Annotated in this window: 14 protein-coding genes; 7 read left to right on the forward strand and 7 right to left on the reverse strand. The window is 63.9% G+C overall.

Translation table 11 applies throughout. From position 1 onward, the window contains the following. Positions 1 to 131: 131 nt before the first annotated feature. Entirely contained in the window at positions 132 to 1,007 is an 876-nt protein-coding gene (locus KHP60_RS06985; protein WP_213562993.1) for a DMT family transporter, read from the forward strand. Here KHP60_RS06985 and KHP60_RS06990 read toward each other — a convergent pair. Continuing rightward, a complete protein-coding gene (locus tag KHP60_RS06990) occupies positions 979 to 1,743 on the reverse strand; it encodes a GNAT family N-acetyltransferase (protein WP_213562995.1) in 765 nt (254 codons plus the stop codon). The genes KHP60_RS06985 and KHP60_RS06990 overlap by 29 nt on opposite strands. 33 nt (positions 1,744 to 1,776) lie before the next feature. Continuing rightward, on the reverse strand, positions 1,777 to 2,544 hold the full coding sequence (gloB, locus tag KHP60_RS06995) for a hydroxyacylglutathione hydrolase (RefSeq protein ID WP_213562997.1): 768 nt from the start codon (positions 2,542 to 2,544) through the stop codon (positions 1,777 to 1,779). 117 nt (positions 2,545 to 2,661) lie between these two features. On the opposite strand from gloB, the gene KHP60_RS07000 reads away from it, so the two are divergent. The 4 genes from KHP60_RS07000 to KHP60_RS07015 all read left to right on the forward strand — a co-directional run bounded on the left by KHP60_RS07000 (position 2,662) and on the right by KHP60_RS07015 (position 6,895). After that, positions 2,662 to 3,456: a class I SAM-dependent methyltransferase gene (locus KHP60_RS07000; protein ID WP_213562999.1), complete on the forward strand. Its 795-nt coding sequence runs from the start codon at positions 2,662 to 2,664 to the stop codon at positions 3,454 to 3,456. Positions 3,457 to 3,539: 83 nt separating this feature from the next. Further along, positions 3,540 to 4,493, forward strand: a complete 954-nt coding sequence (locus tag KHP60_RS07005) for an acetyl-CoA carboxylase carboxyltransferase subunit alpha (protein ID WP_213563001.1) — start codon at positions 3,540 to 3,542, stop codon at positions 4,491 to 4,493. A gap of 262 nt (positions 4,494 to 4,755) precedes the next feature. Further along, complete coding sequence (locus KHP60_RS07010; RefSeq protein ID WP_213563004.1) at positions 4,756 to 6,042, forward strand: murein L,D-transpeptidase family protein; 1,287 nt, start codon at positions 4,756 to 4,758, stop codon at positions 6,040 to 6,042. Positions 6,043 to 6,373: 331 nt separating this feature from the next. Next, on the forward strand, positions 6,374 to 6,895 hold the full coding sequence (locus tag KHP60_RS07015) for a hypothetical protein (RefSeq protein WP_213563006.1): 522 nt from the start codon (positions 6,374 to 6,376) through the stop codon (positions 6,893 to 6,895). 72 nt (positions 6,896 to 6,967) lie between these two features. Here the strand turns inward: KHP60_RS07015 and KHP60_RS07020 are convergent, their stop codons facing one another. The 3 genes from KHP60_RS07020 to KHP60_RS07030 all read right to left on the reverse strand — a co-directional run bounded on the left by KHP60_RS07020 (position 6,968) and on the right by KHP60_RS07030 (position 9,870). Then, positions 6,968 to 7,570 carry a protein phosphatase CheZ gene (locus KHP60_RS07020; RefSeq protein ID WP_249688583.1) on the reverse strand — a complete coding sequence of 201 codons (603 nt, stop codon included), beginning with the start codon at positions 7,568 to 7,570 and terminating at the stop codon, positions 6,968 to 6,970. 110 nt (positions 7,571 to 7,680) lie between these two features. After that, a complete protein-coding gene (locus KHP60_RS07025; RefSeq protein WP_213563010.1) occupies positions 7,681 to 8,064 on the reverse strand; it encodes a response regulator in 384 nt (127 codons plus the stop codon). Between the two features lie 183 nt (positions 8,065 to 8,247). After that, a complete protein-coding gene (locus tag KHP60_RS07030) occupies positions 8,248 to 9,870 on the reverse strand; it encodes an ABC-F family ATP-binding cassette domain-containing protein (RefSeq protein WP_213563013.1) in 1,623 nt (540 codons plus the stop codon). Positions 9,871 to 10,065: 195 nt separating this feature from the next. Here KHP60_RS07030 and KHP60_RS07035 point away from each other — a divergent pair, with 195 nt between their 5' ends. Both KHP60_RS07035 and KHP60_RS07040 read left to right on the forward strand, forming a co-directional pair. Further along, on the forward strand, positions 10,066 to 10,506 hold the full coding sequence (locus KHP60_RS07035; protein ID WP_213563015.1) for a cytochrome c: 441 nt from the start codon (positions 10,066 to 10,068) through the stop codon (positions 10,504 to 10,506). A gap of 210 nt (positions 10,507 to 10,716) precedes the next feature. Next, positions 10,717 to 11,559, forward strand: coding sequence for a DUF1194 domain-containing protein (locus KHP60_RS07040; RefSeq protein WP_213563017.1), 843 nt, complete (start codon positions 10,717 to 10,719; stop codon positions 11,557 to 11,559). 65 nt (positions 11,560 to 11,624) lie between these two features. Here the strand turns inward: KHP60_RS07040 and KHP60_RS07045 are convergent, their stop codons facing one another. Both KHP60_RS07045 and KHP60_RS07050 read right to left on the reverse strand, forming a co-directional pair. Further along, on the reverse strand, positions 11,625 to 12,494 hold the full coding sequence (locus KHP60_RS07045; protein WP_213563026.1) for an alpha/beta fold hydrolase: 870 nt from the start codon (positions 12,492 to 12,494) through the stop codon (positions 11,625 to 11,627). Positions 12,495 to 12,731: 237 nt separating this feature from the next. Further along, positions 12,732 to 13,154: a GFA family protein gene (locus tag KHP60_RS07050; RefSeq protein ID WP_213563033.1), complete on the reverse strand. Its 423-nt coding sequence runs from the start codon at positions 13,152 to 13,154 to the stop codon at positions 12,732 to 12,734. Between the last annotated feature and the right edge of the window lie 162 nt (positions 13,155 to 13,316).

The following is a 13,316-nucleotide window of genomic DNA, read 5'->3' on the forward strand; positions in this document are numbered from 1 at the left end:
CCGGCCATGACGAGGGGAGTGTCGATTGCTGCCGGCTTTTCAGGATGAGCTCGGCGTGTTTTGCAGATGGCCCCGATTCATTAAGCTCCCGCTTCGCTTTCGCGGGCGGCTCGTGCTAGGTGGCGGCCACCATGACGACTCGCACCGCCACCGCCATCGGCCTCATCGCCATCCTGCTCTGGTCCATGCTCGCCCTGTTGACGGCGGCCACGGGCACGATTCCTCCTTTCCAGCTCAATGCCATGACCTTCCTCGTCGGCGGGCTGGTCGGCGTGGCAAGCTGGATCGTCCGGCCGCAGGGCCTCAAAGCCCTGCGCCAGAAGCCAGTCGTCTGGGCTTTGGGGATCGGCGGCCTGTTCGGCTATCACGCCCTGTATTTCGCCGCCCTGCGCTGGGCGCCGCCGGCGGAATCCGGCCTGATCAACTATCTCTGGCCGCTCCTGATCGTGCTGTTCTCCTCGCTTCTCCCGGGCGAGCGTCTGCGGCGGGCGCATATCGTGGGAGCACTGCTCGGTTTTGCCGGCGTGGTGGTGCTGATCGCCGGGCGCGGCGCCTTCGATGCACGCGCCGAATACATGCCAGGCTACCTCTGCGCCTTCGTGGCGGCCTTCGTCTGGGCCGGATACTCGGTTCTCTCCCGCCGCTTCGGCCAGGTACCGACCGACGCAGTGGCGGGCTTCTGCCTGGCGACGTCGTTCCTGAGCCTCATCTGCCACCTGGCCTTCGAGACCACTGTCTGGCCCGAGACGACGACGCAATGGCTCGCCCTTCTGGGGCTCGGCCTCGGCCCCGTGGGCGCGGCCTTCTATGTGTGGGACATCGGCATGAAGCGCGGCGACATCCGCTTTCTCGGCGTCGCATCCTACGCGACGCCGGTCCTGTCGACCCTGCTTCTGGTGGTTGCCGGCTATGCGGAGCCGACCTTGACCCTCGCCCTTGCCTGCGGCCTCATCGTAGCCGGCGCGCTGGTCGCCACCCTCATGGCGAAGAAGACCGTCCCGGCATGACCCGGTGGGTATAGCGGTAGGCGGTCTCGAATCCGAGCGCACCATAGAGCGAGCGGGCGATCTCGTTCTCCTCGCGCACCTGCAGGTAGGCGGTGTGCGCCCCATGTCCGCAGCCCCAGGCCATGAGGCTCGCGACCACGCGCCGGCCCAGGCCGATGCCGCGCAGGTCTGGTGCGACCACGATGTCATAAAGACCGACATAGCCGCGCTCCACCACGCCAAGCCCCCAGGCCACCGGCCGGTCGTCAAGGCTGAGCGTCGCGAATGCCGCTTTCTGGCGGATGCGGGAGACGATCTTCATCAGCGTCTCGTCATCCGCCTTGTCGCCGCCATAGGATTCCGCCGCTGCCCGCACCCAACGCTTTGAGACCTGCGGATCAAGATTGACTTCAGGGTCGATCTCGCAATCGCCGTTCGTGATGGGAGCGGTGAGGACGTGCGTCGGCTCGATCTCCTTGAAGCCGCGCTGCTTCAGCAGTTCATCGGCCTCGCGTGCCTCCACGCCGTTGAGACGGAAGGTGGGGCGCACATTGGCCTCCACGAAGCGCACGACCATGTAATCGAGCAGTTCGTCGTCGAGCCCGATCTCAGGCCGGAACGGCGTCGCGGAATTTGCGCGCTTCGAGTAGCCGTTCGCGAGGCGGAGCACCCAGCCGTCATAGAGCTGATAATCGAACGAGGGCCAGGCGTTCAGGAGGCGGCTCTCGAGCCCGATGATGAGGCTGTGGTCGTTCATGAGGCAGTCAGCTCCCGCAAGGTCACGCCATCATCAGAACCTGTTCTTCCATTCGCGCAAGGCCTGAAACACCTCCACGGACGCCGCTCCCTCCTTATGAACGGATTTCGCAAGCGCAGGCTCCCCGGCCCGCAGGAAGGGATTGGTCGCCTTCTCCTGACCGATGGTGGTCGGCACGAGGAAGCGGCCCTCCGTCTTGGCCCTTTCGGCTTCGGCCGCCCGCGCCTTCAGCACCTCGTTGTCGGGATCGGCAGCGAGCGCGAAGCGCGCATTCGCGAGCGTGTAATCGTGCCCACAATAGACCCGGGCCTCGTCCGGCAGGGCAGCGAGACGCTGGAGGGAGGACCAGAACTCGGCGTAGGTTCCTTCGAGCATCCGCCCGCAGCCGAGGGTGAAGAGGGTGTCGCCGGCAAACAGCGCCCGGTCTGCCGCGAACCAGTAGGACACATGATCCAGGCAATGCCCCGGCGTTTCCCACACATGGGCCTGGAGACCGCCGACGTGCACCGTATCGCCCTCGCGCACATAGGCATCCGCATGCGGCACGGCCTCCCGCGCCTTGACGGGCGCCACCACCCGGCAGCCGGTGCGGCGCTTGAGGGGTTCGATCGCCTGCACATGATCGGAATGGCGGTGGGTGACGAGGATGTCGGTGAGCTGCCAGCCGGTCGTGGCGAGGGCTGCCATGATCGGTCCCTCCTCCGGCGCATCGATGGCCGCGCAGGCTCCCGTATTGGGATCGTGGACCAGAACACCGATATTGTCCTGAAGGCAGAGAAAGGCGTGGATCTGGGCGGACATCGGGGCACCTTGTCTTGATGTGCTCTGAGCTATCATGGAACAGTCTGCGCGTGAAACCAGACCCGGATCCCTGCAATGCGCTTGCGGGACCGGATCGAGAGGCATCCTGTTGAGGCCATGAGCATCGACATCACCGATCTGCGCGGCTTCTACGCCAGCCCGTTGGGGGCTGTGACGCGCCGCTTCGTCGGACGCGCCATCAGCCGGTTCTGGGGGCCGCTCACGGGCCTGCGCGTGCTTGGTCTCGGCTATGCGCCGCCCTATCTCTCGGCGGTCAAGGATGAAAGCGAGCGGACCCTAGCCTTCATGCCGGCGAACCAGGGCGTGGTGAACTGGCCCCGCTCCGGCGCCTCGGCCTCGGCGCTCGTCGACCCGCTGATGATGCCCCTGCCCGATGCCTCCATCGACCGGGTCCTCGTGGTCCATGCCCTGGAAACCGTGGAGAGCCCGAGCGAGCTCCTGCACGAGATCTGGCGCATTCTCACCCCCGGCGGGCGGATCATCCTGGTGGCCCCGAACCGGCGCGGCCTGTGGGCGCGCATGGATACGACGCCCTTCGGCTATGGGCAGCCCTACAGCCGCTCCCAGCTCAAAAGCCTCATGCGCCAGACCTGGTTCTCACCGGAAGGCTGGGCGGAAACCCTTTACGTGCCTCCCCTGCGCAACCGCCTCCTGCTTCAGAGCGCCCAGGCCTGGGAGCAGGTCGGCGCCGGGTTTTCGCTGCCGTTCGCGGGCCTCCACATCGTGGAGGCGACGAAGCAACTCTACCGGCCGGGAGCCGTGCATGCGGTGCGGCGCTCAAGGCGCCTGTCCCCGGTTTTCGTTCCGGCTCCGGCGGCTCCCGCTTCGCGGATGACTTCATCCTCCTTGATTCCGCCGGGTTTTACGGGAGTAAGGCAGGGCTCAACTTGACTTGAGTCCTCCAAAACGCCAGTGTCCGCCCCGCTTCGGCAGGGCTATCCGGTCACGCCGGCCTTCATATTTCACAGAGTCTGATGCGCAGTTATCTCGATTTCGAAAAGCCCGTCGCCGAACTGGAAGCCAAGGTCGAGGAGCTTCGGGCGCTCGGTGAGAACCGGGACGCCGTCTCCATCACCGACGACATCTCCCGCCTGGAGGTCAAGGCCGCGGACGCCCTCAAGGAACTCTATGCCAAGCTCACGCCCTGGCAGAAGACCCTGGTCGCGCGCCATCCCCAGCGGCCGCATTTCGTCGATTACTGCGCCGGGCTCATCACCGAGTTCACTCCGCTGGCCGGCGACCGCAAGTTCGCCGAGGACGAGGCCATCGTTGGCGGCTTCGGACGCTTCCGCGGCCAGCCCGTCTGCGTGATGGGCCAGGAGAAGGGCCACAACACCGAGACCCGCATCCGACACAATTTCGGCATGGCCCGCCCCGAGGGCTACCGCAAGGCCGTGCGCCTCATGGAGATGGCAGACCGTTTCGGCTTGCCGGTGATCTCCTTCGTGGATACCGCTGGCGCCTATCCGGGCATCGAGGCGGAGGAGCGCGGACAGGCCGAGGCCATCGCCCGCTCAACCGAGATGCAATTGTCCCTGGGCGTGCCCAATGTCTCCGTCGTGATCGGCGAAGGCGGCTCGGGTGGTGCCATCGCCATCGCCACCGCCAACAAGGTGCTGATGCTGGAGCATGCCATCTACAGCGTGATCTCCCCGGAAGGCGCGGCATCGATCCTCTGGCGCGATGCCGCCCGCGCACAGGATGCGGCCACCAACATGAAGATCACGGCCCAGGACCTCCTGCGGCTCGGGATCATCGATGGAATCGTCACGGAGCCCGTGGGCGGCGCCCACCGGGAGCCTCAGTCGGCCATTGAGGCCACCGGCAATGCCATCGAGGAAGCCTTGCACGATCTCGGCAACATGGGCCCGGCCGAGATCCGCGATCACCGTGCCGACAAGTTCCTCAATATCGGCCGCAAGCTCTAGGATTCGCCCTGCCGATTTCGCGGCTCGCCCGGCTCGGGCGGGTTCCTCCTGTCGCACGGGACCCGCTTTTACCTCGGAAGAGATACGTTTTCCTCCGATGAGCGCCGCCAAAGCCCTTCGCAGGCGGATTTTTTACCTTCCCTTAATCATAACTTCATCACGGCTGCGCTTGCAGTAATGACCAGTTAAGGCTAACGATTTAGGGGTTAAAGGGGAACTGCTCGGCACAAAGTTGGGCAGATCAAGAATTGCGGGGTCCCCCATGATGAAGCGTTTCGCATTGGCCGCGAGCCTGGTGCTCGCGCTCGCAGCCTGCCAGGACGACAACCTCTCGAGAGGCTCCACACGCCACCTGACGCCGATCCCGTCGGCCACCATGGCGTTGATGTCGACCAAGGGCATGTCTAAGGATGACCCGATCCTGGTCCGAGCCTACAAGAAGGAATCGGAGCTGGAGGTCTGGAAGCGCGGCTCCAATGGCAAGTACGCGCTCCTCAAGACCTATCCGATCTGCCGCTGGTCGGGCCAGCTCGGCCCCAAGACCCGGGAAGGCGACCGCCAGGTGCCGGAAGGCTTCTACACGGTCACCCCGGCGCAGATGAACCCGAACTCGGCCTATTACCTGTCGTTCGATACCGGCTATCCGAACGCCCTGGATCGGTCCTTCGGCCGCAACGGCGGCGACATCATGGTTCATGGTGCGTGCTCCTCGCGCGGCTGCTTCGCCATGACGGACCAGAACATCGCCGAGATCTACGCCATCGCTCGCGAGGCCCTGAGCGCCGGTCAGCGCGGCTTCCAGTTCCAGTCCTATCCGTTCCGGATGACGGCCGAGAACCTGGCCAAGCACCGTCTTGACCAGAACATCGGCTTCTGGAAGAACCTGAAGGAAGGCTCCGACACCTTCGAGGTCACGAAGGACGAGTTGCGCGTGGCGGTTGCCGACAGGCGCTACGTCTTCAATGCCGACGAGAGCGTCGCCTCCGCCGTGGCGCAGAAGCAGCGGCAGGACGAGCAGGAGGTGGCCGATCTGGTCGCCAAGGGCGAAAAGCCGATCAAGCTCGTCTACAACGATGGCGACACGCACGAGTCCTTCCGCACGGCATTGGCCAACGTGACGGGCGTGACTGATAGCAAGCTCGGTTTCGTGAGCCGCACCGAGGGCATCTCCTCGGGCCCGCAGCAGATCGCGCTCGACGACAGCGGCCGCGAGAAGATCGAGACGCCGTCGACCGCGCTCGCCTTCGCTTCGATGAAGGAGGCTCCCGCCTCGCAGCCTGAGGCCCGACAGGCCGAGAGCCGTGCGGCGGTTACGCAGCAGACCGCCCCGGTGGCCGCTGCCGCGACAGGGTCCTCATCGCAGGAGACGCCGTTCTACAAGAAGATGTTCACCGGCGTGACGGATCTGTTCAGCACCTCAGCTTCACAGCCTGTGGCCGAGACGGTCCAGATCGCCCCGGCTCCCGCCAAAGCGGCGCCGACCGCGAAGGCCGTACCCCAGAAGCGTGCTCAGGCTCCTGCGAAGGTGAGTGTGGCGGCTGCCAACTGAACGACCGCTCATGCAGATTGAAACAGAAGCCCGCCTCACCGGCGGGCTTTTCGTTCATGCTGTCGCGTTTTCATGGCGCGATGCGGATGGTTCGAACCGACGGTCGGCAACTTGTCAGCACACTGACCCATCTTGAGGAACCGGAGATCCGCGTCAGTGAAAGGTATCCGGTTTTCCGCTCCGAACCATATACGAGCCAAGACAGGCAGCATCGGATGGTGCAGAAGCGCGGCATATCGGTTTAAAATAACGGGCCTTATCCTCGGTTGATGCCTCAGATGCGACAGTTGCAGGCCCGATCCGGCCGACACGACACCCCAGGGAGGCATCCGTGAACCGCCTTTCGCACTGGCTGACCTACGGGGTCATTCTCCTGCTCTATGGCGTGACTGGGAGCGCAGGCGCTGCGCCGGCTGTCTTCGACCTCTACGCCGGCTCCTTCTCCGGATCCGGAACCATCGTGGAGGGGCCGGATGCCGATTCCCACCAAGTTCGCTGTCGCTTCACCATCCTGCAGCAGGGAGCTGCCGGCCTGTCTCTCCAGGGCACATGCTGGGCTTATCTGATCGTCGCGAGATCGGTCAGCGCTCGTTTGTCCTGGGACCCCCGTTCGGGCCAGGTCACCGGCACGTATACGGGCTCGCGGGTCGGGATGGCTCAACTCACCGGCCGTCAAGTCGGGACCGACTTCGACCTGGCGATCGAATGGCCGAAGCCCCTTTATGGCGATACGACGGCCCGGATGAGAGTCACGAGCCTCGATCCGAATCGCTTTCGAATCGTCGTCACGGATCGCATCGGCCTGAATGGTCCTGTTCGAGCGACAACCGATCTGACCCTGCTGCGGCAGTGACGGACAGCGAAAAGCCCGGCTCAGCGGCCGGGCTTTCGTTTCGTTTGTAGCGCAGGTCTCGCGCCGGTCCGATCAGTCGAACAAGGCGTCGATGGCATCCTGGGAGGTGCGTGTCGGATCGCCGTCCAGAGCCGGCCCGTTCAGCAGGGCCTCATCCCCTTCTCTCTCCGGCACCTTGAAGGATTCCACGTCGTTGAAGCTCTCCAGGCCACCCCAGATATGCGCCATTTGGGTCACGCGCTCCTCGATGAACTTCATCGAGCTGACGACCTTGCTGATGCGCTGGCCAGTAATGTCCTGGAAGTTGCATGCCTCGAAGATCGTGATCACCCGGTCGGAGATCCGCTGAGTCATCGCGGCGTCTTCTCCGGACAGGCGTGCGGAAAGCGCTCCGGTGATCTCGTCGATCTCCTCGGCCGCCGCCAGGATGCTGTTGGTGGCCGCTTCCGTGCCGGACACCACGGCTCCAAGCTCATCGGTGACGCTGGTCACCTGCCCCCCCGGGGTGTGGGAGTGCAGGGTTGCGATCTCCCGCTTCGTGCGCTGGATCGATTCCGTGATGGCGTCGAGTTCGTCCTTGAGCCTGAGCGCTTCGCGCAGATCGGTCCGGATCTGGTCCAGGAGAGCCTTCGAAGCCCCGCTGTTCGGCTCCAGCGCCGCATGAATAGCCGCCATGCCCCGCATGAGCTCGGCATGCCTTCGGGCAGCGATGCTCTCGCGGGACTGAGCCAGGAGGTCCAGGCTCAATGGGTCAAAAGAGACAGGTGGCGGAAGACGCATTGCGACTACTCACCCAGCACGGCGGCGATCTTCGAGCGCAGGGTTTCCGCGTTGAAGGGCTTGACGATGTAGTTGTTCACGCCGGCCTGCTTGGCGGCGACCACGTTCTCGGTCTTGGCCTCGGCGGTGATCATGATGAAGGGAAGCGCACTCAGCTCCGCATCGGCGCGGACCTTCTGGAGAAGCTCGAAACCGGTCATCGGCGCCATGTTCCAGTCGGAGATCACGAGGCCGTACTTCTTCTCCTTGAGCTTGCCCAGGGCTTCCGAGCCGTCCTTGGCTTCGTCGACATCGTTGAAGCCGATCTGCTTCAGAAGGTTGCGGATGATGCGCAGCATCGTTTGGTAATCGTCGACGATGAGCACCGGAAGGGACGTATTCAATGCCATGATGTTTCGGCCTGGAAATTGAAAGGTTGCGAAGCAGGCCCTTTGACAGGACCTCCCTCAAAAATGGTTGTGGTGGTCCCTGGCTTATCGACGATGATGCTTGCCTAAAGCTGACGTCGCGATGAGTGCAGCAAAAAGCCCGGCGCGGTGCCGGGCCTTCGGTCGGACCTCGGGCTGATCTGCTCAGTGCCGCAGGCCCGGAGCCTCCTGGCCGGTGCGGGCCACATACTCGGTGTAGCCGCCGCCGTACTGATGGATGCCGTCGGGCGTGAGTTCGAGAACCCGGTTGGACAGGGCGGCCAGGAAGTGGCGGTCGTGCGAGACGAAGAGCATGGTGCCCTCGTATTTCGACAACGCCTCGATCAGCATCTCCTTCGTGGCCATGTCCAGATGGTTGGTGGGCTCGTCGAGCACCAGGAAGTTCGGCGGGTCGTAAAGCATCTTGGCCATCACGAGACGCGCCTTCTCGCCGCCCGAGAGCACGCGGCACTTCTTCTCCGCATCGTCGCCGGAAAAGCCGAAGCAGCCGGCGAGCGTGCGCAGGGAGCCCTGCCCGGCCTGAGGAAAGGAATCCTCCAGAAACTCGAACACCGTGCGGTCACCCTCCAGCACTTCCATGGCGTGCTGGGCGAAATAGCCCATCTTCACGCTGCTGCCGATCGTGATCGTCCCGTCGTCGGGCGTTGCGGAACCCGTCACCAGCTTCAGCAGGGTCGACTTGCCGGCACCGTTGACGCCCATGACGCACCAGCGCTCCTTCCGGCGCACTCCGAAGTCCAGCCCCTCGTAGATGCTGCGGCTGCCATAGCGCTTGTGAACGTTCTTCAGGACGGCCACGTCGTCGCCCGAGCGCGGCGCGGGCAGGAAATCGAAGGTTACCGACTGACGGCGCTTCGGCGGCTCCACCCGGTCGATCTTCTCCAGCTTCTTGACCCGGCTCTGCACCTGGGCGGCATGGGAGGCCCGCGCCTTGAAGCGTTCGATGAACTTGATCTCCTTGGCGAGCATGGCCTGCTGGCGCTCGAACTGGGCCTGCTGCTGCTTCTCGTTGAGCGCGCGCTGCTGTTCGTAAAATTCGTAATCGCCGGAATAGGTGGTGAGTGAACCGCCGTCGATCTCCATGATCTTGTTGACGATGCGGTTCATGAAGGCGCGGTCGTGCGAGGTCATGAGCAGCGCCCCCTCGTAGCCCTTCAGAAACTCCTCCAGCCAGATGATGCTCTCGAGATCCAGGTGGTTGCTCGGCTCGTCGAGGAGCATGACGTCCGGTCGCATCAGGAGGATGCGGCCGAGCGCGACGCGCATCTTCCAGCCGCCGGACAGGGCGCCCACATCGCCGTCCATCATTTCCTGGCTGAAGCCCAGGCCCGCTAGAACCTCACGCGCGCGGCCCTCGAGGGAATAACCGTCCAGCTCTTCGTAGCGCGCCTGCACCTCGCCGTAGCGCTCGATGATACGGTCGAGGTCGTCGGCCTTGTCCGGATCGACCATCGCGGCTTCCAGTTCCCGCAGCTCGGCCGCGACCGCGCTCACGGGACCGGCGCCTTCCATCACTTCGGCCACGGCGCTGCGGCCTGCCATTTCGCCGACATCCTGGCTGAAATAGCCGATGGTCACACCGCGATCGATGGCGACCTGGCCCTCGTCGGGCTGCTCCTCCTTGTTGATCATCCGGAAGAGCGTCGTCTTGCCCGCGCCGTTCGGCCCCACCAATCCGACCTTCTCCCCCTTCTGGAGGCTCCCGGAGGCCTCGATGAAGAGGATGCGGTGACTGTTCTGCTTACTGACATTCTCGACGCGAATCATGGGTCCCAAGGCCTGAAGGAGTTGCGGCGGCCTTATGGCATGGCTTGCGCCCGCCTGCGAGCGTCCGAGGTCGGGCAAAATGTCAGAGGCCCAGGACAAAACACCTCGGCCGAGTAGCCGGCCCTAATCCTCATTTCCTATGGTCCGATCAGGAGCGAAGGGACATTCTGTGACGGGGGAGAAAGGATGGCCGTCATGAGAAAGACCGTCATTGCTGCACTCGCCGTGTCGATCGCAAGCGGGCTCGGAGTGCTGGCTCAATCGAGCGATCCGATTACCCAACGTCAGAACCTTATGAAGAACAATCAGGAGCAGGTACGCTCGCTCACCGGCATGTCCCGGGGACAGGTTCCGTTCAACGCTGCGACCGCTCAGGCGGCCCTCCAGCGGATCGCGCAGAACGCTCAGCAGATCCCTGCCCTCTTCCCGGCAGGCTCTCATCAGGGCAAGACCGCCGCACTCCCGGCCATCTGGGAGCGCAAAGCAGACTTCGACGCTCGTGCAGCCAAACTCGAACAGGATGCCACGGCGGCCCAGGCCGCGATCACCGATCAGGCCAGCCTGCAGGCAGCGATCCAGCGAGTCGGCCAGAACTGCGGCGGCTGTCACGAGCCCTATCGCCGCAAGGAAAGCTGACGTAACATCCGGGGATCCGAGAAGACCAATGGTCTTCGACCGGCGCATCGTGCGGACCCGAAGCGCCACGCCAGTGAAAAGTGGACCCAGTTTTGGCTGACGCGGACCTCCGGTTCCGCCCCGGGCAATGCACCGTCTAAGAGATCGAGCGTCGGATCGATCGCTTACGCGGTCTCCGCTTTTGGGTCTGATGCTCTAAGGGAGATCGCGATGCGGTATCCCAAGGCTCCATGGCTGCTCTCCGCTCTCGTGGCGGGGCTCCTGACCGTCGCGCCGGCTTGGCAACGGGCGCCTGACGAGGTCGATCTCGCCCTCGTGCTCGCCGTCGACGTCTCAACGTCCATGGATCCGGACGAGCAGGATCTGCAACGGCGGGGTTATGTGGAAGCCTTCCGGTCGCCATCGGTGCATCAGGCCATTCACAGCGGCATACTGGGACGCATCGCGGTCACTTACGTGGAATGGGCCGGGGCGCACCCGCATGTCCAGAATGTCGTCGTGCCCTGGACTGTTCTGGAAAGTGCAAAGGACAGCCTCTCCTTTGCCGAGCGGCTGGCCCGCGCTCCCATCCGCCGCGGGGCTGGCACCTCGATCTCTGAAGCCATCGACTTCAGCCTAGCGCTCTTCTCCTCCGGCCCCCTCCTGCCCACGCGACGCGTGATCGACATCTCGGGCGATGGCGCGAACAATCAGGGGGATCTGGTCACGGAGGCGCGCGACAAGGCGGTTGTCCGCGGCGTCACGATCAACGGCCTTCCCATCATGCTCAGGCGGCCGGACAGGCGCGAGGACACGACGCTGGATGCCTATTACCGCGACTGCGTCATAGGAGGCTCGAATGCGTTCATGATCCCTGTGCGGGAGCCCAGGCAGTTCCTGACCGAGACGAGGACCAAGATCGTCAACGAGATCGCAGAGATGCCGGGAGTCGCCGGACTGATTCGGCCTGCAGGAAATTCGCCGGGAACGGATTGCGACACCAGCGAGAGCTTGTGGGACAATGTCACCCCCGCACCGCACGCCCCGAAAATGCATGCCGGACAGGAACTTTAGACGATCGGGCTGAATGCGCGGCTTCGCCGTACCGGATAGGGCCGCATTGCGGTGAAATTCATGCCTCACGTCCAGGCGCGCGGCAGGAAACCTCGCACCAGCCCGACGACCTCAGCAAGGTTTGTTTCCAACAGCCAATGACCGCCATCGAGCAGGTGCAGTTCGGCATCGGGAAGATCGCGCAGATAAGCGCGGGCCGAGCCCTCGGGCATGTACCCGTCCTGCGGTCCCCAGACGATCAAGGTCGGCGGCTGGTGCTCGCGCAGATAAGCCTGATATCGCGGGAACCAGGCGATATTGTCCTTCAGCCCGGCCATCACCTCGATGGAGATTTCCCGGCGCCGTTCCGTCATCAGCGACCAATGCAGCTTCCAAAGGTCGGGAGGGATCCGCTCGGTGAGTTCCGGACGAACGTCGTTCAAGAACTCATCGCGAAATCCCTCTTCGGTCACTGCCTCACCCAGCTTGGCGCGCATCCCCGGCGTCGGATTGCGGAAATACTCCTGAAGCGGCGCGTATTTCGGACCCAGTTGGTCCTCGTAGATATCGCCATTCTGGATGATCAGGGCTGCAATGCTGTCCGGGCGCATGATCGCCAGCCGCAGCCCGATCTGCGATCCGAAATCATGCAGATACAGCGCGAAGCGGTCGATCCCGAGCCTGTCCAGAAATCGATCGAGAAATGCGGCATAGCCGTCGAAATCATAGGCGAAGCCTTCGGGAGTGTCGCTGTATCCACACCCCGGAAAATCCGGTGCAAGGAGCCGCCAGTTATCCGCAAGAAGAGGCATGAAGTTGCGGAACTCATAGGAAGAACAGGGATAGCCGTGAGGCAGGAGGATGGCGGGCGCATCGGCCAAACCTGCCTCACGATAAAAGATGCCGACGCCATCCACATCGATCCATCGATGCTTCACGATGTTCGTATCGTCCATGTCGGTGCTCCCTCGCGCACGACCGATCAGGAGCGTGAACGCTGCCGTACGGCAATCGGTTCATGAATCCCGCGGTTCATGAATCCCGCGGTTCATGAATCCCGCGACCAGTCCGGAGCAGCCTCGGCCCGCTGCGGCACGGGCTTCGACGGTGCATGCGCCAGTCCCTCTTCTGCCCCAGGTTTAGCGTGCAAGCCGGTGAGAACCGATCCCCGTGCTGAACGACACTCCAAGCCGTCACTCGGCCATCATCTCACCGGTTCCCCCGGCCTCGACGGGAAAGTCCTTCAGTTTTGGCAGACCGTCCCGCATGGGCAGCACCGTCTCCGTATAGTTGAAGTGGACCGCGGGAATGAAGTTGAGGGTGGGAATGGTCGCGGCGAACACATCGACGAGGCCTAGCGTCGGATGGTTGTTCATCAGGTGTCCACCGCATTTCGAGCAATATTGCCGCTGGCTGAACTTCGTCTTCTGGAACGTCGCGAGATGTTCGGCGCCCGATGTGACCCGCACCGCCTCGGGCTTCCACAGGCTGAAGGCGTTCACCGGCCCGCCGGACCACGAGCGGCAGGACTGGCAATGACAGTAGCCCATGACCTCCGGCGATCCACTGACCTCGATCTGGACGGCACCGCAAAAGCAGCTTCCGATGTGGGACATGGCTCTCTCCTTCGCCTCACTCTTCAGCGATCGCGCCAGCCAAGCGCGACCGGGGCATCGCCGAACGCGGAAAACCGGATCCATGTTTTCGCTACCGCGGCCCTTCGGGTCCGTACGATGCGCTACGCACCGCCCGGAGCGGCGGGAGCCGTGGTGGAACGT

The organism is Microvirga sp. 3-52, assembly GCF_018383585.1.
In the GTDB taxonomy this organism is placed as follows: Bacteria; Pseudomonadota; Alphaproteobacteria; order Rhizobiales; family Beijerinckiaceae; genus Microvirga.

Bases quoted from the DNA above. Each gene is read 5' to 3' on its own strand.
- KHP60_RS06985 (WP_213562993.1), top strand. From the start codon at position 132: ATGACGACTCGCACCGCCACCGCCATCGGCCTCATCGCCATCCTGCTC.
- KHP60_RS06990 (WP_213562995.1), bottom strand. From the start codon at position 1,743: ATGAACGACCACAGCCTCATCATCGGGCTCGAGAGCCGCCTCCTGAAC.
- gloB (WP_213562997.1), bottom strand. From the start codon at position 2,544: ATGTCCGCCCAGATCCACGCCTTTCTCTGCCTTCAGGACAATATCGGT.
- KHP60_RS07000 (WP_213562999.1), top strand. From the start codon at position 2,662: ATGAGCATCGACATCACCGATCTGCGCGGCTTCTACGCCAGCCCGTTG.
- KHP60_RS07005 (WP_213563001.1), top strand. From the start codon at position 3,540: ATGCGCAGTTATCTCGATTTCGAAAAGCCCGTCGCCGAACTGGAAGCC.
- KHP60_RS07010 (WP_213563004.1), top strand. From the start codon at position 4,756: ATGATGAAGCGTTTCGCATTGGCCGCGAGCCTGGTGCTCGCGCTCGCA.
- KHP60_RS07020 (WP_249688583.1), bottom strand. From the start codon at position 7,570: ATGGCGGCTATTCATGCGGCGCTGGAGCCGAACAGCGGGGCTTCGAAG.
- KHP60_RS07025 (WP_213563010.1), bottom strand. From the start codon at position 8,064: ATGGCATTGAATACGTCCCTTCCGGTGCTCATCGTCGACGATTACCAA.
- KHP60_RS07030 (WP_213563013.1), bottom strand. From the start codon at position 9,870: ATGATTCGCGTCGAGAATGTCAGTAAGCAGAACAGTCACCGCATCCTC.
- KHP60_RS07035 (WP_213563015.1), top strand. From the start codon at position 10,066: ATGAGAAAGACCGTCATTGCTGCACTCGCCGTGTCGATCGCAAGCGGG.
- KHP60_RS07040 (WP_213563017.1), top strand. From the start codon at position 10,717: ATGCGGTATCCCAAGGCTCCATGGCTGCTCTCCGCTCTCGTGGCGGGG.
- KHP60_RS07045 (WP_213563026.1), bottom strand. From the start codon at position 12,494: ATGGACGATACGAACATCGTGAAGCATCGATGGATCGATGTGGATGGC.
- KHP60_RS07050 (WP_213563033.1), bottom strand. From the start codon at position 13,154: ATGTCCCACATCGGAAGCTGCTTTTGCGGTGCCGTCCAGATCGAGGTC.